Annotated in this window: 23 protein-coding genes; 14 read left to right on the forward strand and 9 right to left on the reverse strand. The window is 54.4% G+C overall.

Features of this window, described 5'->3' with window-relative positions; genetic code table 11:
• Positions 1-93: 93 nt before the first annotated feature.
• On the reverse strand, positions 94-2,565 hold the full coding sequence (gene hrpB, locus F3J38_RS12850) for an ATP-dependent helicase HrpB (protein ID WP_167138968.1): 2,472 nt from the start codon (positions 2,563-2,565) through the stop codon (positions 94-96).
• Between the two features lie 25 nt (positions 2,566-2,590).
• On the opposite strand from hrpB, the gene thpR reads away from it, so the two are divergent.
• The 9 genes from thpR (at position 2,591) to panD (ending at position 9,670) form a co-directional block, all read left to right on the forward strand.
• Positions 2,591-3,130 (forward strand): RNA 2',3'-cyclic phosphodiesterase, encoded by a 540-nt coding sequence (gene thpR, locus F3J38_RS12855; RefSeq protein ID WP_167139901.1) that lies wholly within the window; start codon positions 2,591-2,593, stop codon positions 3,128-3,130.
• On the forward strand, positions 3,131-3,847 hold the full coding sequence (gene sfsA / locus F3J38_RS12860) for a DNA/RNA nuclease SfsA (RefSeq protein ID WP_167138969.1): 717 nt from the start codon (positions 3,131-3,133) through the stop codon (positions 3,845-3,847).
• Between the two features lie 258 nt (positions 3,848-4,105).
• Positions 4,106-4,561: an RNA polymerase-binding protein DksA gene (dksA, locus tag F3J38_RS12865; RefSeq protein ID WP_167138970.1), complete on the forward strand. Its 456-nt coding sequence runs from the start codon at positions 4,106-4,108 to the stop codon at positions 4,559-4,561.
• 70 nt (positions 4,562-4,631) lie between these two features.
• Entirely contained in the window at positions 4,632-5,567 is a 936-nt protein-coding gene (gene gluQRS / locus F3J38_RS12870) for a tRNA glutamyl-Q(34) synthetase GluQRS (protein WP_167138971.1), read from the forward strand.
• Positions 5,568-5,604: 37 nt separating this feature from the next.
• Positions 5,605-7,020 carry a polynucleotide adenylyltransferase PcnB gene (gene pcnB, locus F3J38_RS12875; RefSeq protein WP_369411004.1) on the forward strand — a complete coding sequence of 472 codons (1,416 nt, stop codon included), beginning with the start codon at positions 5,605-5,607 and terminating at the stop codon, positions 7,018-7,020.
• Positions 7,017-7,502, forward strand: coding sequence for a 2-amino-4-hydroxy-6-hydroxymethyldihydropteridine diphosphokinase (gene folK, locus F3J38_RS12880; protein ID WP_167138972.1), 486 nt, complete (start codon positions 7,017-7,019; stop codon positions 7,500-7,502). The genes pcnB and folK overlap by 4 nt, the downstream gene beginning before the upstream one ends.
• 82 nt (positions 7,503-7,584) lie before the next feature.
• Entirely contained in the window at positions 7,585-8,379 is a 795-nt protein-coding gene (gene panB / locus F3J38_RS12885; RefSeq protein WP_167138973.1) for a 3-methyl-2-oxobutanoate hydroxymethyltransferase, read from the forward strand.
• A 15-nt stretch (positions 8,380-8,394) separates the two neighbouring features.
• A complete protein-coding gene (gene panC / locus F3J38_RS12890; protein ID WP_167138974.1) occupies positions 8,395-9,249 on the forward strand; it encodes a pantoate--beta-alanine ligase in 855 nt (284 codons plus the stop codon).
• A gap of 40 nt (positions 9,250-9,289) precedes the next feature.
• Positions 9,290-9,670: an aspartate 1-decarboxylase gene (gene panD / locus F3J38_RS12895; protein ID WP_167138975.1), complete on the forward strand. Its 381-nt coding sequence runs from the start codon at positions 9,290-9,292 to the stop codon at positions 9,668-9,670.
• A 42-nt stretch (positions 9,671-9,712) separates the two neighbouring features.
• Here the strand turns inward: panD and F3J38_RS12900 are convergent, their stop codons facing one another.
• The 4 genes from F3J38_RS12900 to hpt all read right to left on the reverse strand — a co-directional run bounded on the left by F3J38_RS12900 (position 9,713) and on the right by hpt (position 14,214).
• On the reverse strand, positions 9,713-10,726 hold the full coding sequence (locus F3J38_RS12900; protein WP_167138976.1) for an acyltransferase family protein: 1,014 nt from the start codon (positions 10,724-10,726) through the stop codon (positions 9,713-9,715).
• A gap of 1,026 nt (positions 10,727-11,752) precedes the next feature.
• Positions 11,753-12,523 carry an ABC transporter permease gene (locus F3J38_RS12905; RefSeq protein WP_167138977.1) on the reverse strand — a complete coding sequence of 257 codons (771 nt, stop codon included), beginning with the start codon at positions 12,521-12,523 and terminating at the stop codon, positions 11,753-11,755.
• Positions 12,520-13,443 carry an ABC transporter ATP-binding protein gene (locus tag F3J38_RS12910; RefSeq protein WP_167138978.1) on the reverse strand — a complete coding sequence of 308 codons (924 nt, stop codon included), beginning with the start codon at positions 13,441-13,443 and terminating at the stop codon, positions 12,520-12,522. Before F3J38_RS12910 ends, F3J38_RS12905 begins: the two co-directional genes overlap by 4 nt.
• A 234-nt stretch (positions 13,444-13,677) precedes the next feature.
• Complete coding sequence (hpt, locus tag F3J38_RS12915) at positions 13,678-14,214, reverse strand: hypoxanthine phosphoribosyltransferase (protein WP_084938380.1); 537 nt, start codon at positions 14,212-14,214, stop codon at positions 13,678-13,680.
• 167 nt (positions 14,215-14,381) lie between these two features.
• Between hpt and F3J38_RS12920 the strand changes: the two genes are divergently transcribed.
• Complete coding sequence (locus F3J38_RS12920) at positions 14,382-15,674, forward strand: cystathionine gamma-synthase family protein (protein WP_167138979.1); 1,293 nt, start codon at positions 14,382-14,384, stop codon at positions 15,672-15,674.
• Between the two features lie 145 nt (positions 15,675-15,819).
• Here the strand turns inward: F3J38_RS12920 and cueO are convergent, their stop codons facing one another.
• Positions 15,820-17,451 (reverse strand): multicopper oxidase CueO, encoded by a 1,632-nt coding sequence (cueO, locus tag F3J38_RS12925; RefSeq protein ID WP_167138980.1) that lies wholly within the window; start codon positions 17,449-17,451, stop codon positions 15,820-15,822.
• A gap of 177 nt (positions 17,452-17,628) precedes the next feature.
• Between cueO and F3J38_RS12930 the strand changes: the two genes are divergently transcribed.
• The 3 genes from F3J38_RS12930 to speD all read left to right on the forward strand — a co-directional run bounded on the left by F3J38_RS12930 (position 17,629) and on the right by speD (position 19,763).
• Positions 17,629-17,976, forward strand: coding sequence for a YacC family pilotin-like protein (locus F3J38_RS12930; protein ID WP_167138981.1), 348 nt, complete (start codon positions 17,629-17,631; stop codon positions 17,974-17,976).
• 108 nt (positions 17,977-18,084) lie between these two features.
• Positions 18,085-18,948 carry a polyamine aminopropyltransferase gene (speE, locus tag F3J38_RS12935; RefSeq protein WP_167138982.1) on the forward strand — a complete coding sequence of 288 codons (864 nt, stop codon included), beginning with the start codon at positions 18,085-18,087 and terminating at the stop codon, positions 18,946-18,948.
• A 5-nt stretch (positions 18,949-18,953) separates the two neighbouring features.
• Entirely contained in the window at positions 18,954-19,763 is an 810-nt protein-coding gene (speD, locus tag F3J38_RS12940; protein WP_167138983.1) for an adenosylmethionine decarboxylase, read from the forward strand.
• 93 nt (positions 19,764-19,856) lie between these two features.
• On the opposite strand, the gene F3J38_RS12945 is transcribed toward speD, so the two are convergent.
• From F3J38_RS12945 to F3J38_RS12955, 3 genes are read right to left on the reverse strand one after another with little or no spacing between them, the layout of a single operon-like run.
• Entirely contained in the window at positions 19,857-20,618 is a 762-nt protein-coding gene (locus tag F3J38_RS12945; RefSeq protein WP_167138984.1) for a DeoR/GlpR family DNA-binding transcription regulator, read from the reverse strand.
• A gap of 6 nt (positions 20,619-20,624) precedes the next feature.
• Positions 20,625-21,605: a D-threonate 4-phosphate dehydrogenase gene (locus F3J38_RS12950; RefSeq protein ID WP_167138985.1), complete on the reverse strand. Its 981-nt coding sequence runs from the start codon at positions 21,603-21,605 to the stop codon at positions 20,625-20,627.
• Positions 21,598-22,938, reverse strand: coding sequence for a four-carbon acid sugar kinase family protein (locus tag F3J38_RS12955; RefSeq protein ID WP_167138987.1), 1,341 nt, complete (start codon positions 22,936-22,938; stop codon positions 21,598-21,600). The genes F3J38_RS12950 and F3J38_RS12955 overlap by 8 nt, the downstream gene beginning before the upstream one ends.
• 190 nt (positions 22,939-23,128) lie before the next feature.
• On the opposite strand from F3J38_RS12955, the gene F3J38_RS12960 reads away from it, so the two are divergent.
• Positions 23,129-24,277 carry an iron-containing alcohol dehydrogenase gene (locus F3J38_RS12960; protein WP_167138989.1) on the forward strand — a complete coding sequence of 383 codons (1,149 nt, stop codon included), beginning with the start codon at positions 23,129-23,131 and terminating at the stop codon, positions 24,275-24,277.
• Positions 24,278-24,286: the final 9 nt, after the last annotated feature.

Raw genomic sequence — 24,286 nt, forward strand, 5'->3', positions numbered from 1 at the left:
TATTCTCCAGGCATAGCTACGGCTGCGGCCGTTACTCTAACTGCTTTCTCGTGCTGCGCATGGCAGAACCCTCTGAATTCGATCCACAGAGTGTCACGATGAAAATTTCTTGGTGCGCCTTGTCGGTAAGGCGTTAGCCGGATCGTCAGGCCAGGGATGTTTGGGATAGCGCCCTTTCATCTCTTTCTGCACCTCAGGATAGGCACCCCGCCAGAATGCCGCGAGATCGCGGGTGATCTGCAACGGACGTTGTGCCGGCGAGAGTAATTCAAGCACCAACGGAATACGGCCTTCGGCCACCGTCGGGTTTTGTGCCTCGCCAAACATCTCCTGAATACGCACTGCCAGCGCCGGTGGCTTATCCACTGCATAGCGGATCGGCAGGCGACTTCCGGTCGGCACAGTGTAATGAGTTGGCAGCACAGTATCCAGCCGCTGACGTTGTGACCATGTCAGCAAATGTAATAATGCGCTGACAAGACTGACGCTCTGCAGCCCCTTGAGATCGCGCACGCTGCCCATCTCAGGCAACAGCCATTGCTCCAGCGAATCGAGCAGGCTCTCATCGTCCAGGCGCGGCCACGCCTCTTCCGGCAGCCACTCAGCAGCACAGTGCAAACGCAGACGCAGCTGTTGTGCCTCAGGCGTCCAACCGAGTACACCGAGGCCTTTCTCGCGGACCCAGCGCAGCATTGCCGGATGTAAAATTTCCGGTTCCGGGCGCGCCTGCGGCTGTGCTTTTAGGACCAGCGCACCCACCCTTTCACGCTTCCAGGCACGCAAGGTGCCCTTCTCTTCATCCCACTCCACATCAATGCGCGGCGTAACCAGCTCAGGACATTGCTGACGTAAGGTTGCGATCTCCACGGGCAAGGCCATCAGGATACGCGCATCAGCGGCGCTGGCACCTTGTAACAGCGTGGGCGCAATCAGCCATTCGTTACGGCTCAAACCATCCTGTTCATCCAGCATTGCACCAATGCCGTTGGCCAGTTGATAGCGCGCACTCTCACCACGACGCTGAGCCAAGCGATCGGCAAAGCCTGCCGCCAGCAAACTGGGGAAAAGGTCAGAATTGACCTTGCCACCGCTGGCATTCAGCCTTTGTTGCCACTGGCGCGCACGGCGCTGCCAGTGGGGTTGCGGCCGATTGAGTGCGTCACGCAAATCGGCGCTGCCACTGCGCGGTGGATCTTCCAGAATCGCCACCAATAGAGCGGCACTGGCGATCGCATCACTGTCTTGAGCCGCGCACAGGATGGCGGTTAAACGCGGGTCGCTGCCAAGCGCGGCCATCTTGCGACCTCGTGCATTTAGCCTGTTCTCTTCCAGCGCACCCAAGCGCATGAGTAAGTCATTTGCCGCACGTAAGCTGCGTACAGGAGGCGCATCCAGCCAACTGAGTTGTGAAGCATCATGGCAGCCCCATTGCAGCAGATCGATTTGCAGTGATGAGAGATCGCTGTTGAGTATCTCTGGTTCACTTTGTGAGGCAGCGCGCGCGGCCTGCTCCTGCGGCAATAAATGCAGGCAAATACCCGGCTCAAGTCGGCCCGCTCGTCCGGCGCGCTGGATCATTGAAGCCTGGCTAATACGCTGAGTTTGCAGCCTCGTCACGCCGCTACGCACATCAAACTGCGCAGAGCGTTCAAGCGCGCTGTCCACCACTAACCGAATGCCCTCAATGGTGAGACTGGTTTCAGCAATGTTGGTCGCCAAAACGACTTTGCGGCGTCCTTCAGGTGCAGGCAAAATGGCGCGGCGTTGCGCATCCAGTGATAACGCGCCATATAAAGGAGAGAGATCGACGTCCTCACTCACCCGAGATTCAAGCTCACGCTTGACGCGTTCAATTTCCGCCACGCCAGGCAGAAACAGCAGCAGCGAACCTGGCTCCTCGCGCAGCAGCTGCGCCACTTCTCGCGCCACCGCTTCTTCAAAACGCTGCTGTTGATTCAGCGAAGCATAACGCCGTATTACCGGGAAACTGCGCCCTTCAGAAGCGATAAACGGGGCCTCTGGCAGTAACTGTCGCAGGCGGTCATTGTCCAGGGTTGCAGACATCAACAGGATTTTCAGATCGTCACGCAAACCCTGCTGAACATCCAGCAACAGTGCCAGGGCCAAGTCAGCCTGTAAGCTGCGTTCATGGAATTCATCGAGGATCACCAGCGAGATGCCTTCAAGCATGGGATCGCGCTGTAACATACGCGTGAGAATGCCCTCCGTGACGACCTCAAGCCGCGTTGAAGGTCCGCAGCAATTTTCACCGCGCATGCGATAGCCCACCGTGCCGGCGGGCTGTTCACCCAGCAGTTCTGCCAGCCGTTGTGCCACGTTACGCGCAGCCAGTCGACGCGGCTCCAGCATGATAATACGGCCAGGCAAATGCGCCTTTTTTAGTAATTGTAACGGCAACCAGGTGGATTTCCCTGCGCCGGTCGGCGCCGCCAGCAAGACCTGCGGTGACTGTGCCAGCGCATCCAGCAAGGCTGGCAGCACCTCGCTTACCGGTAATTCACTCACGCTCAACTCCCACTCCGCCTGTGCTAAGATGGCGCGCATTGTAGCATCCAACGGCAACTCCATCATGGCCACGCAACGTCTGTTTTTTGCGCTCGAACTGCCCGATTCACTCCAGCAACAACTGGTGCGTTGGCGTGCGGAAAATTTCGCGGAGGATGACGGAAAACCCGTGGCGGCCGCCAATCTGCACCTCACGCTGGCGTTTCTCGGCGAGGTGAGTAGCGAGACCTCACAGAAATTACAACAGTTGGCCGCGCGGATCGTGCAGCCCGGTTTTACACTCAACCTGGATGATGCCGGGCACTGGCCGCGCCCCGGTGTGGTGTGGCTTGGCTGCCAGCGCGCCCCTCGCGGATTATTGCAGTTAGCGAGTTTGCTGCGTGCCCAAGCGGCACGTCACGGATGTGCGCAAAGTGCGCAGCCTTTTCACCCACATATCACCTTATTGCGAAATGCCACGCAAAAAGTAGCACTGCCTGCACGCGGCTTTCACTGGCATCTTGAGGTGAGTCACTTCGCGCTGTTTTCATCGACCTTTACCCAAGGCCGTACGCGTTATCGGCGACTGGCCCGCTGGCCACTGTTATCTTCCGCAGGAGCATAAATGCAGTTTGATCCGCCACTGAAACCCGCCCGACTGATTGCCCGTTACAAGCGCTTTCTCGCCGATGTGGTGACGCCTGAAGGTGAAACCATGACGATTCACTGCGCTAACACCGGAGCCATGACAGGCTGCGCTACACCTGGTGACACCGTCTGGTACTCCACCTCAAATAGCGCAACTCGCAAGTATCCGCACAGTTGGGAGCTCACCGAAACCCAACAAGGCCACTGGATCTGCGTCAACACCCTGCGCGCCAACCAACTGGTGCGCGAGGCGCTGGCCCAAGATGCGATTCCAGAATTATCCGCTTACAGCCACTGCCAACCCGAAGTGAAATACGGCACGGAAAAAAGCCGAATTGATTTCCTGCTGCAAGCGGAGGGGAGATCAAACTGCTATATTGAAGTCAAGTCCGTCACCCTTTTACAGCATGGTAAAGGCTTTTTTCCGGATGCGGTGACGGTTCGTGGACAGAAGCATCTGCGCGAACTCAGTACGATCGCGGCAGAAGGTCATCGAGCCGTTTTGTTGTTTGCGGTTCTGCATACGGGGATTGAGGACGTTTCCCCGGCGCGCCATATTGATGCGCACTACGCAGAACTACTGGTACAGGCGCAACGCTGCGGTGTGGAGGTGTTGGCGTATCAGGCTCAGATAACATCTGCTCAAATGTTACTCACTCAGCCAATCAATGTTTCGATTAACGCAGAGTTGTAATATTTATAGCAATTTGCTGTGATAGGAATGTTCTGGGCGGTGCGCTAAATACGCTGTTCCTCACAGGCTTGTCAAGGTGCGAATATGAATAATTGCCAACCTTGACGGCTTCTGTTATTTATAGCGGCCTGTTTTTTCCCTGATGGGAATCGATAAACCCCTAAGAGTTCGCGTTACCGGCAGCCAGTTAAACCTTGCAGCCACTATACAGGTAACCTGAAGTATGACGGGTAGTGCGTGTTATCCAGGAGAAGCAACATGCAAGAAGGGCAAAACCGTAAAACATCGTCCCTGAGTATCCTCGCCATTGCTGGTGTGGAGCCGTATCAGGTGAAACCGGGCGAAGACTATATGAACGACGCCCAACTGAGCCATTTCCGCAAGATTCTGGAAGCCTGGCGTAACCAACTTCGGGATGAAGTAGACCGCACTGTGTCACATATGCAGGACGAAGCTGCTAACTTCCCGGACCCGGTTGACCGTGCCGCACAGGAAGAAGAGTTCAGCCTGGAATTACGTAACCGCGATCGTGAGCGTAAATTGATCAAGAAGATCGAGAAAACGCTGAAGAAAGTGGATGACGACGATTTCGGCTACTGTGACTCTTGCGGTGTAGAAATTGGTATTCGCCGCCTCGAAGCGCGTCCGACTGCTGATCTCTGCATTGACTGCAAAACATTGGCTGAAATCCGCGAGAAGCAGATGGCAGGCTAATGGCCGTGAGCAGACTGTCACCGCATTGCCGGGGAAACCACTGTTTTCCCGACGTGCGGTGCACTTCAAGATGAACACTTCAACTTCCTCCTGCGTTGGGCGATTCGCTCCCTCTCCTTCTGGTGATCTGCATTTTGGTTCGCTCATAGCCGCCCTAGGCAGCTATTTAAGTGCACGTGCGCAACAAGGCCGTTGGCTGGTACGTATTGAAGATATCGATCCGCCACGTGAAGTCGCAGGGGCCGCAACACGCATTTTAACGCAGCTAGAGCAGTACGGCCTGGAGTGGGATGGTGAAGTGCTGTGGCAATCACAGCGGCATGACGCCTACCGCGAAGCGCTGGACTGGTTGCAGCAACATCGTCAAAGCTACTTCTGTACCTGCCCACGCAGCCGAATTCATCAGCTCGGTGGCTTTTACGATGGGCACTGCCGCGCCCTGCATCTTCCTGCTGACAACGCTGCGCTCCGTTTGCGCCAGCATGCGCCCGTATTCGGCTTTGACGATCGTCTGCGCGGTTATCTCGCGGCTGACACACAGCTGGCGCAGGAAGATTTTATTATTCATCGGCGAGACGGCTTGTTTGCCTACAATTTGGCGGTGGTGGTGGATGACCATCATCAAGGCGTGACGGAAATCGTACGCGGTGCGGATTTGATTGAGCCCACCGTACGCCAGATCGCGCTCTACCGGCAATTCGGTTGGTCTGTCCCAGACTATTTGCACCTGCCGCTGGCGATCAATCCTGACGGCAACAAGTTATCCAAGCAGAATCACGCGCCAGCCTTACCGGCGGGCGATGCACGGCCATTGCTGGTGCAAGCGCTACGCTTTCTTGGTCAGCCCATTCTTGAAGGCTGGCAAGATGCGTCGCTGACAGCGCTGCTACAGCATGCGGTTGAACAGTGGAGTATCCATCTGATCCCGCAGCAGAACGCGCTTATACCGGATGAGGCGACATCACCATTCCTAAATGGTTCGCAACAGGCTATGATTAGCCGCTGATTTATTAACACCCTTTTTATCACTGTCGAGGTGTCCCATTTTTACCCGAGTCGCTAATTTTTGCCGGAGAGTCCTCAAGCGTGACGAGGAAGCGCCTGAAGAGGTGGAAACTGAAAGTCTATTAATGACCGTCATTCCCCGTGAAAGCCACAACATCTCACGCAAAGATATCAGCGAAAACGCCCTTAAAGTGCTGTATCGCCTGAATAAAGCCGGTTTCGAAGCATACCTGGTTGGCGGTGGCGTGCGCGATTTACTGCTGGGTAAAAAGCCGAAAGACTTTGATATCACCACCAACGCCACGCCGGAGCAGATGCGCAAATTGTTCCGCAACTGTCGTCTGGTTGGCCGTCGTTTCCGCTTAGCGCACGTGATGTTCGGTCCCGAAGTGATCGAAGTCGCCACTTTCCGCGGCCATCATCAAGAAGAGAGCGAAGACGATCGCAACAATTCTCAGCGCGGCCAGAATGGCATGCTGCTGCGGGATAACATTTTTGGCAGCATCGAAGATGATGCGCAGCGCCGCGATCTCACCATCAACAGCCTTTACTACAGCGTGGCGGATTTCACCGTCCGTGACTACGTCGGCGGGTTACAGGATCTGGAAGACGGCGTGATTCGCCTGATTGGCGATCCGGAAACGCGTTATCGTGAAGATCCGGTGCGTATGCTGCGCGTGGTGCGCTTTGCGGCTAAGTTGGAGATGCGCATTGCCGCCGAAACGGCTGAGCCCATCCCACGCCTGGCCACACTGCTTAACGATATTCCGCCTGCGCGCTTGTTTGAAGAATCCCTCAAGCTGCTGCAAGCCGGTTACGGCTTCCGTACCTATCAGATGATGCGCGAGTATCAACTCTTCCAGCCACTGTTCCCTACCCTGACGCGTGGCTTCACTGCCGAAAGCGACAGTCTGATGGAGAAGATGCTGGCACAGGTACTGAAGAACACCGACAACCGCATTCAGAACGATATGCGCGTCAATCCGGCCTTCCTGTTTGCCGCGATGTTCTGGTATCCACAGCTGGAATCTGCACAACGCATCGCGCAGGAAAGTGGCCTGACCTATTACGATGCGTTTGCACTATCGATGAATGAAACGCTGGATGAAGCCTGCCGCGCGCTGGCGATTCCTAAGCGTATCACCACTCTGATTCGCGATATCTGGCAGTTGCAGTTGCGCATGTCGCGTCGACATGGCAAACGCGCATGGAAGCTGATGGAGCATCCTAAATTCCGTGCTGCTTATGATCTGCTGGCGCTGCGTGCGGATGTGGAAAATAACCGCGAACTGCAAAGCCTGACCCACTGGTGGGGCGAGTTCCAGGCCGCGGCTCCGGTCGAGCAGAAAACCATGATGAACACGCTGGGCGACGATCCAGTTCCACGCCGCAAACCACGCCGCCCGCGCCGCCGTCCGACTGGGCCGCGTCGCGACACGAATAGCGCATCATGATCCGCGTTTATCTCGCGCTAGGCAGTAATCTGGCCGATCCGCTGCATCAGGTTGATGCAGCGCTCGCCGCGCTCGATGCGATCCCACAAACATCGCGCGTGGCCACCTCTTCACTGTATCGGACACCACCGTACGGCCCACCCGATCAACCTGACTATCTGAATGCCGTAGTGGCACTGGATACCACGCTGGAAGCGGAAACGCTGCTGGATCATACCCAGCGCATTGAGCTGGAACACGGTCGCGTGCGCAAAGCGGAACGTTGGGGGCCTCGCACACTGGATCTCGATATCATGCTGTATGGCCTGCAGACGATTCACACCCCGCGCCTCACCGTCCCGCACTACGATATGCACAACCGTGCTTTTATGCTGGTTCCGCTGTTAGAAATCGCTCCTGGACTGCGCCTGCCAAATGGTCAGCCGTTGGCAGGTATTCTTGCGACGCTCGACCAAAGTGCCATCAGCCTGTGGGCTGAATAGCCTGCAATAATCGCACAGGGGTCGTATCACCTTCCCTGTCAATCCAGTACACTGCGCGCATCTGAAAACGCTGGAGAGCGCGATGAAACCGACAACTATCTCCCATTTACGCCAGTTGAAAGCCAGTGGTCGCAAATTTGCCACCCTGACAGCTTACGATTTCAGCTTTGCCCGCCTGTTTGCCGATGAAGGCATTCAGGTGATGCTGATTGGTGACTCTCTTGGCATGACCGTACAAGGCCATGAATCCACTCTTCCCGTCACCGTAGCGGATATTGCTTACCATACTGCTGCCGTGCGTCGTGGCGCTCCCCTGGCGCTGGTGATGGCTGACCTGCCATTTATGAGTTACGCCACCCCACAGCAAACCTTTGATAACGCTGCACAGCTGATGCGTGCCGGTGCCAACATGGTGAAGCTGGAAGGCGGCGAATGGCTGGCAGACACCGTGCGCATGCTGACTGAACGTGCGGTACCTGTGTGTGGTCATCTTGGCTTAACGCCACAATCGGTGAATATCTTCGGTGGCTACAAAGTCCAGGGCCGCGATGAAGCGGGCGCCGAACGTCTGCTGGCAGATGCGCTGGCGCTGGAAGCCGCAGGCGCACAGTTAATGGTACTGGAGTGTGTTCCCGTCGCGCTTGCCGCACGCGTGACCCAAGCCCTGAGTATTCCGGTGATTGGCATTGGCGCCGGGAATGTCACGGATGGGCAGATTCTGGTGATGCACGATGCCTTTGGCATTACCGGCGGCCATATTCCAAAATTTGCCAAAAATTTCCTCGCGGAAACCGGCGACATTCGCGCAGCCATTCGCCAGTATATTGCCGACGTTGAAGCGGGCCTCTACCCTGCCGCCGAACACAGTTTCCAGTAAATCAGGAGATTTGCAGTGCTGATTATTGAATCCTTGCCGATGCTGCGTCGTGAAATTCGTCGCTGGCGCCAAGAAGGCAAACGCATCGTGTTGGTACCCACGATGGGCAACCTGCATGATGGGCACCTCACGCTGGTAGACCAAGCGCGTGAGCGTGCGGATATCGTCGTGGTGTCGATTTTTGTTAACCCGATGCAGTTTGAACGTGCCGATGATTTGGCACGTTATCCGCGCACCCTGCAGGATGATTGTGAAAAACTCAATCGCCACAGTGTCGACCTGGTGTTTGCGCCAGCCCCTGCTGATGTTTACCCGAAAGGGCTAGACAGCCAAACCTTCGTTGAAGTGCCGGGTCTCTCTTCGCTGCTGGAAGGTGCCAGCCGTCCTGGCCATTTCCGTGGCGTATCAACCATTGTGAGCAAGTTGTTCAACCTGGTGCAGCCTGATATCGCCTGCTTCGGCGAGAAGGATTTCCAGCAGTTGGCGATTATCCGCAAGATGGTGGCCGACATGGGCTTCGATATTGAGATCGTCGGCGTACCTACCGTGCGCGCCAAAGATGGTCTCGCCCTGAGTTCACGTAACGGTTACCTCACCAGTGAGGAACGCAGTATCGCGGCGGGTCTTAGCCAGGTGATGAACAGCATGGCGGAGCGCCTCAGCAACGGCGAACGCCATGTGGAAGAGATTATTGAAAGCGCCGAAGTGGCCTTGCGCGAGAAAGGGTTTCGTCCCGATGGCCTCGCGATTTGCGATGCCGATAACCTGCATCCGCTGACGGTGGATAGCCAGCGAGCCGTGATACTGATGGCCGCCTGGCTGGGTAATGCGCGCCTGATTGATAATCAGCAAGTGGATCTGACGGAGTAATGTCCGTCGTTATATTGCAGCTTAATGAGGTTGTCCCGTTATGATTCGTACCGTACTTCAGGGCAAATTGCACCGCGTGAAAGTCACTCAGGCAGATTTGCACTATGAGGGTTCCTGCGCCATTGACCAGGATTTCCTGGAGGCTTCCGGCATTCTGCAATATGAAGCCATCGACATCTATAACGTCACCAACGGCCAGCGTTTTTCCACCTACGCGATTGCCGCAGAGCGTGGCTCGAAGATCATCTCCGTCAACGGTGCGGCCGCGCGCTGCGCCTGTGAAGGCGATATCATGATCATCTGCTCGTATGTGCAGGTTGAAGATGAAGTAGCACGCAGCTGGCAGCCAAAAGTCGCCTATTTCGAAGGTGACAACGAGATGAAACGCATCGCTAAAGCGCTACCAGTCCAAGTTGCCTGATCAGATGCATCGCGGAACCTCTCTAGAGGTTCCGCTCATTCCTCACACCGGTTTTGCCACCTTCACCCGCGACGGGGACTTCAGCGTAAACAGGAAGTTGAACCAGCCACGCTGCCGCAGCAGACAGAGCGTCCAGGGTAGAATCATCGCCGCAGCAAACGCCAGAATAAACAGCAAGTCCTGGATCCAAAGCGACTGGGTATGCAGTTTGACGATCTTACTGAAGAACTGAATCACCAAATAATGCGACAGGTAAAAAACAATCGAATTCACCCCCACATAATGCACCAGCCGTGAGTTCACTTTCAGCGATATCCAGACAAACACCGGAATGGATAGCAGCGCCAGGGCTGCAAGCAACACATGTGATGGCGGATGCTCACTCAGCATATTGAGGCTGACGAAAAGAATCACGCTGGCCAACGAAAGCAGCACCAGCATTGAATTTTCTGCCAGCTTGGGCACATCAAACTGCCTGCGCACCAACTGATCGCCCACGTAGAAGAATATGAACAGGTTGATAGATTTATTTATATGCGCATTGTCGAAACTGGCAAACATTCCATCAGCACTGAACTCTGGCAGCAGATAGCTGAGCAGCAAACACCCAGGAATCACCAGCCAAAAGGGTAAATATCGCAGCACTATTATCGCGAGGAAGAAAAAGAACAGTGAGTGCAAGAACCAGGTAATATCCCCGCCGCCACTCAGGTGCATCGCGATAACATTCAAAGGTGATTGTGGGTTATTCGCCATTGAGCTGAATAAAATTTTCAGGCCACCATACACCACAACCCACACGATAAAGGGATATAAAATGGTCTGGATCTTGTTATTAATAAATGGCCCGAGTCCTTTTCGTAAACCAGCATCAACAAATAAACCAGAAACAAAAAATACCAGCCCAAGAAACACCGGTATCAATAAAGGATCCAACACTGAAATCAGCGGTGCAAAGTGTCCAACGTTGCCGTTTACCGCAATAACGCAGTGCAGCAGAATAACAACAAGTACACCTATACCTCGTAGATTATCCACCCACGTTATTCGATTCATATTTTCCCCTGCCTATCCAAGATAATAAATGTCTACGCCTTGACCGATGACTCGGGGCGCGTTCGTTATACTTACGCTGTAATGGTTAAGTCTAAAAATAACAAACAGGGCAATATTCCATTCACTGCAGATTAATGACAAGGCTAAAATCCTGCGAAAAACACAACAAATTCCTTACGTCTTACAGATTAAGTGCTTACGATTATTTACAGCTTATTTATCAGAAAATAACCCAAAATATTAATAATCATAATCAAACGATGATTTGATATTTAAATGAATTAATTTTGGCACTAATGGCTGGCGTAAAAATCTTAATGAGGCAAGGGAAATTGCAGGACAGGAAGAAGGTGGGAAGAGATAAAAATACAGCCTAAGCTTAATGCTTGTCAGTTAAGGGACTCTTCAGGTGAGGCTGTCATTTTCTTAGAATAGCAGCCCTTTCTATTGCACGTTTGAGCATGTTGGTGCGGGCCCCAGCACCTCTGCTGCTGCCGGGCCGTCCTCGCGCCGCTGCGCGGTGCCCTCGGCTGCAACGTCGTGCCGGCCGGACCGTTCGGGTACGGCCGTCCTGGCCTACCCGAACTGCCTGTCGCATCCCTGCGCCTGGCTCCCGGCACAACGTCTCCGCCTCAGCGCTGCGAATAGCCCTTGCAGCATCAGAGGCGCTGTGACCTCAAACACTGTGCCCTTTGTAGCAGTAAAAGCGCTATCGCCTAAGCCATCGCGTCCTTTCCCGCAGCGTAAACAGATGTTAGCAAGCAGGCTGGGGCCGCTCAGGGGATGGCATTTCGCAGCGCTGAACGGAATGAGGAGGCCAGGAGAGCCAGCATGGATGCTGGCGAAAGGTGCAGCCGGGACAGGGAAAGTCCCGTCTGCACCGGTCCGTCAGGCTGACGAGTGAAGTGAAGGTACCGCGTCAGCGGCGCGAGGACAGCCAGCCCCTGAGCGGCACCAGACTGCGTTATCACCTAATGCTTAACTAACAGGCATTAAGCCTAAGCTGCATTTTTATATCGGGTTGGCTTAAGTTCGCAATCCGCGTCCACGCTGAATCAGCGCATACACCAGTACGTAAAACACCACAATAAAGGCAATCAGTACGGACAAAGTGAACGCTAGTGGCACATCGTTAATGCCAAGGAAACCGTAGCGGAAACCGCTGATCATATACACCACAGGGTTCAGCTTCGATACGGCCTGCCAGAAGGGAGGCAGCAGCGTCAGCGAGTAAAACACCCCCCCCAGGTAGGTTAAGGGTGTCAGCACGAAAGTGGGAATCAAGCTGATATCGTCAAATGTGCGTGCGAACACCGCATTGAGCAGACCTGCCAGAGAAAACAGAATCGCTGTCAGCAAGAGCGTCAGGGCCACCATCGACCAAGAGTGGACGTGGAAAGGCACAAAGAACAGTGAAATCGCTGTCACCAGAATCCCGACACACACGCCACGCGCCACACCACCGCCAACATAACCGGCGATGATAATGTGCGTCGGCACTGGGGCCACCAGCAGTTCTTCAATGTTGCGCTGGAATTTAGCACTAAAGAAGGAGGATGCCACGTTAGCGTAAGCGTTGGTGATCACCGCCATCATGATCAAGCCCGGCACGATGAATTGCATGTAGCTGAAGCCGTGCATATCACCGATACGAGAACCAATCAGGTTACCGAAGATAATAAAATAGAGCGTCATAGTGATCACCGGCGGCACCAGCGTCTGAATCCAGATGCGTGCAAAGCGGTTGATCTCCTTGGCCCAGATACTCTTGAGCGCTACCCAGTAAAGATGTGTCATGCTTTTGCTCCTTTTCCCTGGGTCAGGCTGACGAACAGCTCTTCAAGGCGGTTCGCTTTGTTACGCATACTCAGTACCTGCACGCCCTGCGCGCTTAGCTGGTTGAACACGCTATTCAACCCCTGTTCACGCATGACTTCGACTTCCAGAGTCGAAGTATCCACCAGGCGATACTGGAAGCCTTCCAGCTGCGGTAGCGGGCTACGCGGCGCAAGATCGAGGATGAAAGTCTCCGATTGCAGCTTCGACAACAGGCCTTTCATCGAGGTATTTTCCACCAGCTCACCGCTCTGGATAATGCCGATATTACGGCACAGCATTTCGGCTTCTTCCAGGTAATGCGTGGTGAGAATAATGGTGGTGCCTTTAATGTTGAGATCTTTCAGGAAGGTCCACATCGAGCGACGCAGTTCAATATCAACGCCGGCAGTAGGTTCATCAAGGATCAGCAACTTTGGCTCATGCATCAGTGCGCGAGCAATCATCAGACGGCGTTTCATGCCGCCAGAGAGCATGCGGGCACGCTCGTTGCGTTTTCCCCAAAGATCGAGCTGATTGAGGTATTTTTCGGCGCGCTTGTTGGCCTCTGCACGCTCAACACCGTAGTAACCAGCCTGATTGACCACAATCTGCATCACGGTCTCAAACGGGTTAAAGTTGAATTCCTGTGGGACCAGGCCAAGTTGGCGCTTGGCGTTGACCACATCCTTTTCCAGGTCATAGCCGAACACGCGCACGCTGCCGCCCGATTTGTTCACCAGCGAACTGATAATGCCGATAGTGGTGGATTTACCCGCGCCATTCGGCCCGAGCAGTGCGTAAAAATCGCCGGCTTCTACGTTGAGATCAAGCTTCTTCAGCGCCTGAACGCCGCCGGGATAGGTCTTGGTCAGCCCGGAAAGTTCCAGTGCATAAGTCATTGCGAATCCATACCCTGTTGTAGTGACATCAAAGCCCTATGAAATGATAGTGCGCTCACAGCGAGCGTGCGGGGTTATTCAGAGATAATAATTGAAAAATCAAAGATGAAGCGCCCGCCACACTTTACCACTCTGCTTGGCGCAGGGGAACGCGAGCATAGCCCGTAAGTCATTGACTTGCGGGCTGCGCATCTTATCGCAGGCTGAGGGGATTAGCCTTGGAAGATTGTGCGGTTATTCACCGGTCGGGATAACTTTGCCGATATACGGCAGATGACGATAGCGCTGCGCGTAGTCGATACCGAAGCCCACCACGAACTCGTCAGGGATGGTGAAACCGACGTATTCAACCGTGACTTCCACTTCACGACGCTCGGGTTTATCCAGCAGCGTACAGATCGCCAGAGACTTAGGCTCGCGCAGGCGCAGAATCTCACGCACCTTACTCAAGGTGTTACCGGAGTCGATGATATCTTCCACGATCAGCACATCTTTACCGCGAATATCTTCATCGAGATCTTTAAGGATCTTCACATCACGGGTTGATGACATACCGCTGCCGTAGCTCGATGCCGTCATAAAATCGACTTCGTGGGGAACATCGATAGCGCGACACAGATCGGCCATAAACATAAAGGAGCCGCGCAGCAAGCCTACCAATACCATTTCGCTGCCGCTGTTACGGTAATGCTCGCTAATCTGCTTGCCCAGTTCGGCAATACGGGTTGCGATCTCCTGCTCAGAGATCATCACGTCGACGGTGTGTTTCATTGCATTCGCCTGGTTAAGGTTTTTCAGAAAGCCACGAAGTCTATCATAGACGACGCAAGGTCTAACGCGGCGCACAGAACGCAAACGATACCGTGGCAAAATTTATTGCCCTGACCTTAACTACAGGAAACCTCCCCCACCCTCTTACCGGTATCTCTGGAGATCCTATGGCCGCTTCATCCAGTAAAAAAACGCAGATTGGCACGCACGATTTGCATCCGGAAACGCAAATGCTCAACTACGGCTACGATCCGCGGCTATCCGAAGGCGCAGTGAAACCGCCGGTGTTTCTCACCTCCACCTTTGTCTTTAATAGCGCCGAAGAGGGGCAGGATTTCTTTGATTTCGTCGCCGGACGTAAACAGCCGCCGGAAGGCAAAAGCGGCGGCCTGGTCTATTCACGCTTTAACCACCCCAATAGCGAAATCGTTGAAGACAGGCTGGCGATTTACGAGGGGGCCGAGAGCGCGGCGCTGTTCTCTTCAGGGATGTCTGCCATTGCCACCACGCTCTTAACATTCGCCCGTCCTGGCGAAGTGATTCTTCACTCACAGCCTTTGTATGGTGGCACCGAAACGCTGCTCAGTAAGACCCTGCACGATCTGGAAATTAAGGCGGTCGGTTTTAGCGATGGCACCGATGAGGACAAAGTTTATGAGGCGGCGAAACAGGCATGGCAGCGCGGAAGAGTGGCGCTGATTTTGATCGAAACGCCGGCGAATCCGACTAATAGCTTGGTCGATATTCAGCTGATGAAGCAGGTGGCCGATGTTATCACCCAGCAGCAAGGCTCCCGGCCCATTCTGGCCTGTGACAATACGCTGCTCGGCCCACTGTTCCAGCACCCTTTACAGCATGGCGCGGACTTGTCGCTCTATTCACTCACCAAATATGTCGGGGGGCATTCAGATTTGATTGCCGGTGCGGTGCTCGGCAGCAAAGCGCTGGTGAGTAAAGTACGCTCGTTGCGCAGCGCGATTGGTACGCAACTCGACCCGCATTCTAGTTGGATGATTGGTCGTTCGCTGGAAACACTCTCTCTGCGCATGGAGAAAGCCGCCAGCAATGCGGAGAAAGTGGCGGCCTTCCTGCGAGAGCACCCGCAAGTCGCGAAGCTGCATTGGCTGCCCTATCTGGATGCCGAAACCCCTGCAGGAGAAACCTTTCAGCGACAATGCTGCGGTGCTGGCTCGACTTTCTCCTTTGATATTCAGGGCGGCCAGCCCGCAGCCTTCCGCTTTCTCAATGCATTGGAGTTATTCAAACTGGCCGTGAGCCTCGGCGGCACGGAATCACTCGCCAGCCATCCAGGCAGTACCACCCATTCGGGGGTGCCGCAGGAGGTGCGTCAGCGTATTGGTATCACCGATGCCACCGTGAGGTTATCCATTGGTATTGAGCACGCTGATGATCTGATTGAGGATATCCGGCTGGCGCTGGAGGCGGCAGCCACGGAGTAATGGGCGGGGCGATTTTCCAGGTGCGCATAAATGCGCACCCTACGGAAATCACATCTGTCGCAACAGGGTCGCTATAATCGTATCCGTTGCTGTAGGGGCGCCATTTATAGCGACCGAATCGTGCACCGTGATGACATCGCAGCCCTTAGCTGACGGTGAATCCTAGCATCATGCCGGTATCTTCGTGCTCCAGCAGATGGCAGTGCGCCATATAAGCGTTTTCGGCATTGGCCACATAGTTGAAGCGCACCAGCACCTCGCTACGCCAGCCGTTAACGCTCACCATATCCTTCCAGCCGGTACGGTGTGGCGCAGGGGGTTTGCCGTTTTCCGACAAGATGCGGAACTGCGCGCCATGAATATGGAAAGGATGCAGCATCGCGTCACCTTCGCCGGAAATCGTCCACTTCTCGACCTTACCGAGTTCGGCGTTAAACATCGGTTTCGCCATATTGAAGGCCTGGCCGTTGATCTTATTGCCGTTATGGAAATCATACCCAGCCGGTTTTTCGTGGCTGCCGTGGTCCATTGCCATAGTGCCATGGTCCATCTTCATCGCCCCGCCACCCATGTCCATGTTGCCGTGGTCCATTTTCATGGCTCCACCCATCATATCCATGCTGCCATGATCCATTTTCATATCGCCCATGGCTTTGTGGCCATAACGATCCATCAGCGCCTGCATACCTTGTTGATCCAACTGGGGATCCATCATCAGCTGCAGCCAGCGATTTTGTACGCCTTCGCTTGATGGTACGAGCGGCAAATCCACCAACTTATCCGGCATGGTACCGCTCGCCATCACGCGTAAAGGCAGGATCTGCACTAACGGCAGCGGCTGATCAAACGGCGCCAGCGTCATGCCCATTTGCGTCACTGGCAGCGTCACAACATCAAAGGTTTTACCGTCTGAGGTATCAATCATCACTTCGAAACGTTCACCGGGCAGTAGCGGCAGATTCTCAACTTTGACCGGCTCGGCCAACAGTCCACCATCGCTGGCAATCACATACATTGGGCGGCGATCGCTGGTCGCAATATCTAACGAGCGCGCGTTACAACCATTCAGCAAGCGCAGGCGCAACCAGCCACGGGGCACAGCTTGTTGCGGGTACTGCACGCCGTTGGTCAACATCATGTCGCCAAACCAGCCCACCGCTGCACGCATAATATCGAGCTGATAATCAATCTTCGTGCCGTCTTGAGTCAGTTGTTTATCCTGGAAGATGAGTGGCACATCGTCTTCGCCCCACTGCATCGGCAGACGCAGTTTGCCGGAATCCATGTCCTCCAGCAGCACCAATCCCGCTAATCCCTGCGCGACCTGATAGCCGGTTTTACCGTGTTGATGAGGATGAAACCAGCAGGTGGCCGCGGGCTGGTCCGGTGTGAAACTCACTTGTCGCGAGGCGCCTGGCGCAATCACCGCCTGTGGGCCGCCATCAACGTCACCCGGAATTTCCAGGCCGTGCCAGTGCACGGTGGTGCCTTCTGCCAAACGGTTATGGATGTTGACGGTGACGGGCTTCTCACGCTGCAAACGTAAAACCGGCCCCAAGAGATTACCGTTGTAGCCCCAGGTCGGGACCGACTTGCCGTTCCATTGGCTGGTTCCACTCATGGCCGTCAGCGTGTACTGCCCACGTGCATCGGGCTGCAAAATAGAGGGGATCGGTAACAGCGGACGCGTAGCCGCCATTAGCGAGCGACTCCACAGCGGCAGAGCGCCCGCCGCGCTGAGCGCGGCAGTCAACTTTAGAAAATGACGACGATGCATATTCTTATCCTTGTCGTGAATAAGGGCACAGCGTAAACCTTTCCCCTGCGGGAGGGTCAAGCCCTGAAACAGAATGCACTGATAAAAACCGTGGGAATGGCTCATTTAGGCAAATTTAGCGGAATCCCTGCAATAACTGTGCTAACGTCAATAAATTGTCCCTTGTTGAGAATGATTATGACGAAAAGCATCAAGATCCTGCTGCTGGCGGGACTCCTTGGCTTCTCCTCCACCAGTTTTGCCCTGAGCGAATCCGAAGCGGAAGATCTGGCTGACCTCACGGCGGTATTTGTTTACCTGAAGAACGATTGCGGCTATCAGGATTTACCGGATGCCCAAATTCGCAAAGCGCTGGTGTTTTTCGCCCAACAGAACCGTTGGGATCTAAGCAACTACAGTCACTACAATATGAAAGCCCTCGGCGAAGAGAGCTATAAGGATTTAAGCGGTATCGCTATCACCAACGACAAGAAATGTAAGTCGCTGGCGCGTGACTCGCTGAGTCTGCTCGCTTACGTCAAATAGCCCGCGGCACCGCTCTCCTGCTGAAGATTTGACCGTGCAACCACGGTCATTATTCGCTATCCTTTTTTTCCCATTTTCATGGCGATGACATTAGAGGAGAGCCCCATCATGGCCCAAAATGAAATGTGGTATGAGACGCTTCATGCCGGATTTGGACAGTATTTCACGGTAGATAAACTGCTTTATCGCGACAAAACAGCGCATCAGGATCTGGTGATCTTTGAGAATGCGGCTTTTGGCCGCGTCATGGCGCTGGATGGCGTGGTGCAAACCACCGAACGCGACGAGTTCATCTACCACGAAATGATGACCCATGTGCCCATTCTGGCGCACGGCCACGTGAAACGCGTGCTGATTATTGGTGGCGGTGACGGTGCGATGCTGCGCGAAGTGTCGCGTCATCAAAACATTGAACAGATCACCATGGTGGAAATTGATGCCGGCGTGGTCAGCTTCTGCAAACAATACCTACCGAACCACAGCGCCGGAGCCTATGACGATGCGCGACTGAATCTGGTGATTGATGATGGCGTGAATTTCGTCAATCAAACGCAGGAAAAATTCGACGTCATTATCTCCGATTGCACCGATCCGATTGGCCCAGGGGAAAGCCTGTTCACCTCCGAATTTTACGCTGGCTGTAAAAACGCGCTCAATCCAGGCGGTATCTTCGTGGCACAAAACGGCGTCTGCTTCTTGCAACAAGAAGAGGCGATTAACAGCCATCGTAAACTCAGCCACTACTTTTCCGATGTCAGTTTTTATCAGGCCGCCGTCCCCACTTATTACGGCGGTATCATGACCTTTGCCTGGGCAAGCGACAACGAGATGCTGCGCCAATGGGATGCAGCCACGCTGCAATCGCGCTTTGAAGATGCCGAACTGCCCTGCCGCTACTACAACCCCGCGATACATGTCGGTAGCTTTGCCTTGCCGCAATATCTGCTGAATGCCTTGTCGCGTGAGGAGTGACGAAATTGCAAAAGCTGAAACTACACGGCTTCAATAATCTGACAAAGAGCCTGAGTTTTTGTATTTACGATATTTGCTACGCCAACAGCGAAGCGGAGCGCGATGGCTACATCGCCTATATTGATGAGCAATACAATGCTAATCGCCTGACGGAGATCCTGACGGAGACCTGTTCAATCATCGGTGCCAACGTGCTGAATATCGCGCGTCAGGATTACGAACCACAGGGTGCCAGCGTCACGATTCTGGTGAGTGAAGAACCCATCAACCCGCAGGATATCGATAAGTCAGAACATCCTGGCCCGCTCCCCAACTCCGTGGTGGCGCACCTGGATAAGAGCCACATTTGTGTGCATACCTATCCTGAGAGCCATCCTGAAGGGGGATTGTGCACCTTCCGCGCCGATATTGAAGTCTCGACGTGTGGCGTGATTTCGCCGCTGAAAGCGCTGAACTACCTGATTCACCAGTTAGAGTCTGACATCGTCACTATCGATTACCGTGTGCGTGGATTTACCCGCGATGTGAACGGCGTAAAACACTTCATCGATCATGAAATTAATTCGATTCAGAACTTTATGTCCGAGGATATGAAGTCGATGTATGACATGGTGGATGTGAACGTTTATCAGGAAAATATCTTTCACACCAAAATGTTACTGAAGGAGTTTGACCTGAAGTATTACCTGTTCAATACCAAGCCTGAAGAGTTAAGTCCGCAAGAGCACAAGCGGATTACCAATCTGCTGTGGAAGGAAATGCGTGAGATTTACTATGGGCGCAATATCCCGGCGACGGGATTGAAGTTGTTATAGTTGAGTGCGACTCACAGCCGGTTCGCATCAATGCACACCCGACGAAAACCGCACGAACAATGTAAGGTCGCCATTCATGGCGACCTTCTTGCATCAGGCAGTCAATTGCAAGCCAATGCCACGCTCGCGCAGCGAGCGACATACCGCGTCATCGAGACGCGCATCGGTGACCACATCGGTCAGGCTATCAATCGGTGCTGCGCAATACAGCGACCAGGAGCCATACTTGCTGCTGTCAGCCAGCAGGATGCGACGGCGCGCATTGGCTAACAAATCCATTTTCAAGCCGGCTTTATCTTCCGTTGGCGTGGTGATACCGCGCTCAATACTCCACGAGTTACAGCTAACAAAAGCGATATCGGGATTGATACTGCGCAGCAGACGACGACCGTGTTCACCTATACAGGATTGGCTGGAGTCATCAATGCGACCACCAATAATGGTGGTTTCAATTTGCTTGAATTCAGACAGGAACAGCGCGATGTGTAGATCGGCGGTGATCACACGCAGCTGCAGGTGAGTCAGTTGGCGAGCCAGCTCTAGCATGGTGGTTCCAGCATCCAGAACCACGGAATCGCCCGATTGCACATAGCTGGCAGCAAACTGCGCGATGGCCTGCTTCTCCGCCAGATTACGTTGCATCTTCTCCAGCGTGGTGGGCTGTGCGGGAATGAAGCGATTAAGCGTGACGCCGCCATGACTGCGGCTAATGACGCCTTCCTTGTCGAGTTTGATCAGATCGCGGCGGATCGTGGCTGGCGAGGCAGAGATCGCACTCACCAGCTGTTCTACAGTGACCAGATTATGACTTTTTAAATAGTCCATAATCTGGTCGAGACGGCTTTGTCCCTTCATATTTCCCTATGCTAGCTGCATCGCGAGTTTAATGGAGATCGCCATGCTCGCAGAGTTCGCTTTACCTGTCCAGGCGATATCAAACGCCGTACCGTGGTCCGCGGAAGTACGGATAAACGGCAGACCCGCGGTGATATTGACCCCATCATAAAAGCCCAACAATTTCAGTGGGATATGCCCCTGATCGTGATACATCGCCACCACCATGTCGTACTGACCTTGCTGGCACTGCAGGAACACGGTATCCGGTGGGCAAGGGCCATACACATCAATGCCCTTCTCTTTCATTGCTTTGATCGCAGGGGTAACGGTGGTGATCTCTTCATCGCCAAACAAACCGTTCTCGCCTGCATGGGGATTCACACCCGCCACGGCGATACGCGGTTTATCGAAACCCACGCGGCGCAGGAAGGTATCCGCCATACCAATAACGGTTTGGATACGCTCGCCGTTCAGGGTGTCGAGGAACTTGCGCAGTGCAATGTGGGTGGTCACGTGAATCACTTTCAGGTGATCGGTATAAAGCACCATGGCGTAATTTTTGGTATTGGTCAGTTGCGCCAACAGTTCAGTGTGCCCTGGATAAATGTGCCCTGCTGAGTGTAGTGCTTCTTTGTTGAGCGGGGCTGTTGCAATCGCGTGTACTTCACCGGCCAGTGCCAGTTCAGTAGCGCGCTTAACACAGCGCCAAGCCAAATCGCCGGCTTCTTTCTGCACCACGCCCGGTTTTAACGCTTCAGGATTCGCCAGAGGTTCATCGATAACGTTGATAATGCCTGGAGCGAAATGCGCATCTTTTACCTGATCCAACACACGCAGTTCAGCCTGCGGCGTAATGTTCAATCCCATCACTCGACGCAGCGTGCTGGCACAACCGATGACGACCGCTGGGATCCCCGCCAGCTCGCCTTCGGCTAACGCTTTAATGATGATCTCCGGGCTGATGCCCGCCGGATCGCCCATGGTCACCGCAATAATTTTATTCACTCGACTTCTCCTCAATGAAACGGATGGCTTCTACCAGGGTGTTTTCATCGCCAAAGCCACCCGCTTTGGTCATCACCGGCAGGTGTAATTCGCTATTAAGCAGAACCCCGTGCGGCACGCAGCCTGCCACCAAGCCCTGAATCTGGAAACCTTTAGCGCCAAGCGCCTGTGCCACGGCAATCGCGACATCGCCACCGGAGAGATACAAGCCGGCAGGTAATGCAGTTCGACAAACGTCGCGCGTTAACTGCGCAAGAAACTGGCAAATACGTTCGCCCAACACCTGGCGCGAAACCTGATGCTGTTCGCATAACTGTTCAATGTCATGACGCTGATCGGCGTGTTGCGTGGTACGCACCACACAATGTGCGCCGTCACGTAATGCCTGCTGCATCACCTGCTGCCACTCAGCAGCCTGAGGCCAGGCAGGCTGAGCAAATAGCTGGCGAATATCGATGTCAACAATGCGGATATCACGTTGAGTCGCAAGGCGTGCAATTTGCTGCTGCGCAATGGCGCTCATCGATCCCACAATCGCCAGCACTGGACCGGTGGCCACATGTTCGCTCAACGCAGCACCCGTCCCGGATGCCCTTGCCAACAACGGTTGCGCCACAAGGGCTGGCCGTCCCGCCAGGTACTCACCCAACGCGTCACCCAGCCCAGATGCGCCAGCCAGCAGTGGGCGCGTCGGTAAGGTTGCCGCCGCAGCCATGATGAGCGCGATGTCAGCATCCTGCTCCGCATCCACCACCACCAACCCCTGCTTGTTGGCAAGCACGTGCGCCAGCTTACCGCCGCGCACCGTGGCCAGGTCGAGGGTTTCACCGGCCCTGTCACTCTGCGTTTGCAAACATGTCAGAACATGGCTGCTGGTGACCGGGGTTTTAGGATCGCTGGCAAATTCGGTATCGGTGAGGCGCTGCAGATTGATCCAGACTTCGCCGCCACGCGTCGTTCGGCCGAGTTTAGGCACCGCAGGCACCACCAGCGCTAAGGTTTTTCCGCTCGCTTTTAAGGCCGCTTCAATTTCTGCGCCTGGATTGCCACGCAGCGTGGAATCGATCTTTTTAAACAGCCAGCCATCCTGGGCAATCGCCTGATGCTGCTGTAATGCCAGCGTTGTACGATGTACTGCTTCTGCTGCACCGATCGCACGGCTATCGGTGCTGATCACCAGCACATCAGCGCTATTGGCATCGTGTGGCGTGCTGCTATCAAACAGCACATGTACTCTTGCACCCGCTCGCGCCAATCCGCTACCGGCGTCATTGGCACCGGTAAAATCATCCGCGATCACTAAGACTGGCGTTTTCCATGGCTGTGAAGTCATTCTCTTTCCTCTACCGGCAAGTTCGCCGTGCTGAGATTGATTATATTCAATCATGATTGATTATATGTGAGCAAGATCAAATTATTTGAAATCAATTTGTCCTATAAATTTAGGCACTGTAGTGACAGAACACGCACTGAATGAGCAAAGTTAATCATTTGGTACGAAAAAAACGCAATAAGGGTATGAAATGAATATCAACAGCACCGTGATCAGTGGCTTTCAAGCGCTTAACGACCTGAGCTATCTGCTGCAAGGTAAAGAGAAAGCGCTTCTGGTAACCGATAAGAATATCGAAGGCATTCCAGCGGTTCAGTCGCTGATCGCGCAGCTGAAGCAGCAGATCAGCAGTTTGAGCATCGTTAACAGCGTCCCGCCGGAACCGAGCCAACATGACGTTGCTGCAATTGTTGCCGCGTTACCTTCCACCGATGTCGATCTGGTGATTGGCGTGGGCGGCGGCAGCGTGCTGGATGTCGCGAAACTGCTGTCAATCCTTTGCGTTGACGGCGCGCCAAATCTGGATGCTCTGCTGGCGGGTGAGAAACCGCAAACCCGTACGACCTCACTGTTGATTCCGACCACCGCCGGTACCGGTTCTGAAGCCACACCCAACGCGATCCTGGCGATCCCAGAAAAAGAGACCAAAGTCGGCATTATCACGCCCGTGATGCTGCCAGATTATGTGGCACTCGTGCCAGAACTGACCACCAGCATGCCGCCACATATTGCGTCTTCAACCGGTATCGATGCGTTGTGCCATCTGATCGAGTGCTTTACCGCCACGGTCGCCAACCCGGTGAGCGACAACTATGCGCTGATCGGTATGAAAAAGCTGTTCGCCAGCCTTGAGACCACCATTGCCGAACCGGGCAATCTGGAAGCGCGTCTGAACATGCTGTGGGCCTCTTATTACGGCGGCGCGTCCATTGCCCATGCTGGTACCCATTTAGTGCATGCGATGTCCTACCCACTGGGCGGCAAATATCATCTGCCACACGGCGTGGCGAACGCCATTCTGCTGGCACCGTGCATGCGCTTCGTGCGTCCTGCCGCCGTGAGCAAATTCGCGCAGGCTTACGATCTGCTGCCTGATGCCGATGCCACACTGGATGAAGAAGCCAAATCGCACGCGCTGGTGGAGTATTTCGCCGCGCTGGTGAAACGTCTCAAACTGCCCGCCAGCCTGGAAGAGTTAGGCATCGGCCCGGACCACCTGCCGTATTTGGTAGAAGCCGCGCTCGATGTGCAGCGTCTGATGAAGAATGTACCGATGAAAGTCGGCGCCGATGACGTGCGAAACGTCTACCTGACGCTGTTTCCGGCTTTGAATCACTAAGGATTAATG

The organism is Candidatus Pantoea formicae (assembly GCF_011752625.1).
In the GTDB taxonomy this organism is placed as follows: Bacteria; Pseudomonadota; Gammaproteobacteria; order Enterobacterales; family Enterobacteriaceae; genus Pantoea; species Pantoea formicae.

Excerpts from the sequence above, each read along its gene's own strand:
- hrpB (WP_167138968.1), bottom strand. The coding sequence starts at position 2,565 with ATGCGCGCCATCTTAGCACAGGCGGAGTGGGAGTTGAGCGTGAGTGAA.
- thpR (WP_167139901.1), top strand. The coding sequence starts at position 2,591 with ATGGCCACGCAACGTCTGTTTTTTGCGCTCGAACTGCCCGATTCACTC.
- sfsA (WP_167138969.1), top strand. The coding sequence starts at position 3,131 with ATGCAGTTTGATCCGCCACTGAAACCCGCCCGACTGATTGCCCGTTAC.
- dksA (WP_167138970.1), top strand. The coding sequence starts at position 4,106 with ATGCAAGAAGGGCAAAACCGTAAAACATCGTCCCTGAGTATCCTCGCC.
- gluQRS (WP_167138971.1), top strand. The coding sequence starts at position 4,632 with ATGAACACTTCAACTTCCTCCTGCGTTGGGCGATTCGCTCCCTCTCCT.
- folK (WP_167138972.1), top strand. The coding sequence starts at position 7,017 with ATGATCCGCGTTTATCTCGCGCTAGGCAGTAATCTGGCCGATCCGCTG.
- panB (WP_167138973.1), top strand. The coding sequence starts at position 7,585 with ATGAAACCGACAACTATCTCCCATTTACGCCAGTTGAAAGCCAGTGGT.
- panD (WP_167138975.1), top strand. The coding sequence starts at position 9,290 with ATGATTCGTACCGTACTTCAGGGCAAATTGCACCGCGTGAAAGTCACT.
- F3J38_RS12900 (WP_167138976.1), bottom strand. The coding sequence starts at position 10,726 with ATGAATCGAATAACGTGGGTGGATAATCTACGAGGTATAGGTGTACTT.
- F3J38_RS12905 (WP_167138977.1), bottom strand. The coding sequence starts at position 12,523 with ATGACACATCTTTACTGGGTAGCGCTCAAGAGTATCTGGGCCAAGGAG.
- F3J38_RS12910 (WP_167138978.1), bottom strand. The coding sequence starts at position 13,443 with ATGACTTATGCACTGGAACTTTCCGGGCTGACCAAGACCTATCCCGGC.
- hpt (WP_084938380.1), bottom strand. The coding sequence starts at position 14,214 with ATGAAACACACCGTCGACGTGATGATCTCTGAGCAGGAGATCGCAACC.
- F3J38_RS12920 (WP_167138979.1), top strand. The coding sequence starts at position 14,382 with ATGGCCGCTTCATCCAGTAAAAAAACGCAGATTGGCACGCACGATTTG.
- cueO (WP_167138980.1), bottom strand. The coding sequence starts at position 17,451 with ATGCATCGTCGTCATTTTCTAAAGTTGACTGCCGCGCTCAGCGCGGCG.
- F3J38_RS12930 (WP_167138981.1), top strand. The coding sequence starts at position 17,629 with ATGACGAAAAGCATCAAGATCCTGCTGCTGGCGGGACTCCTTGGCTTC.
- speE (WP_167138982.1), top strand. The coding sequence starts at position 18,085 with ATGGCCCAAAATGAAATGTGGTATGAGACGCTTCATGCCGGATTTGGA.
- F3J38_RS12945 (WP_167138984.1), bottom strand. The coding sequence starts at position 20,618 with ATGAAGGGACAAAGCCGTCTCGACCAGATTATGGACTATTTAAAAAGT.
- F3J38_RS12955 (WP_167138987.1), bottom strand. The coding sequence starts at position 22,938 with ATGACTTCACAGCCATGGAAAACGCCAGTCTTAGTGATCGCGGATGAT.
- F3J38_RS12960 (WP_167138989.1), top strand. The coding sequence starts at position 23,129 with ATGAATATCAACAGCACCGTGATCAGTGGCTTTCAAGCGCTTAACGAC.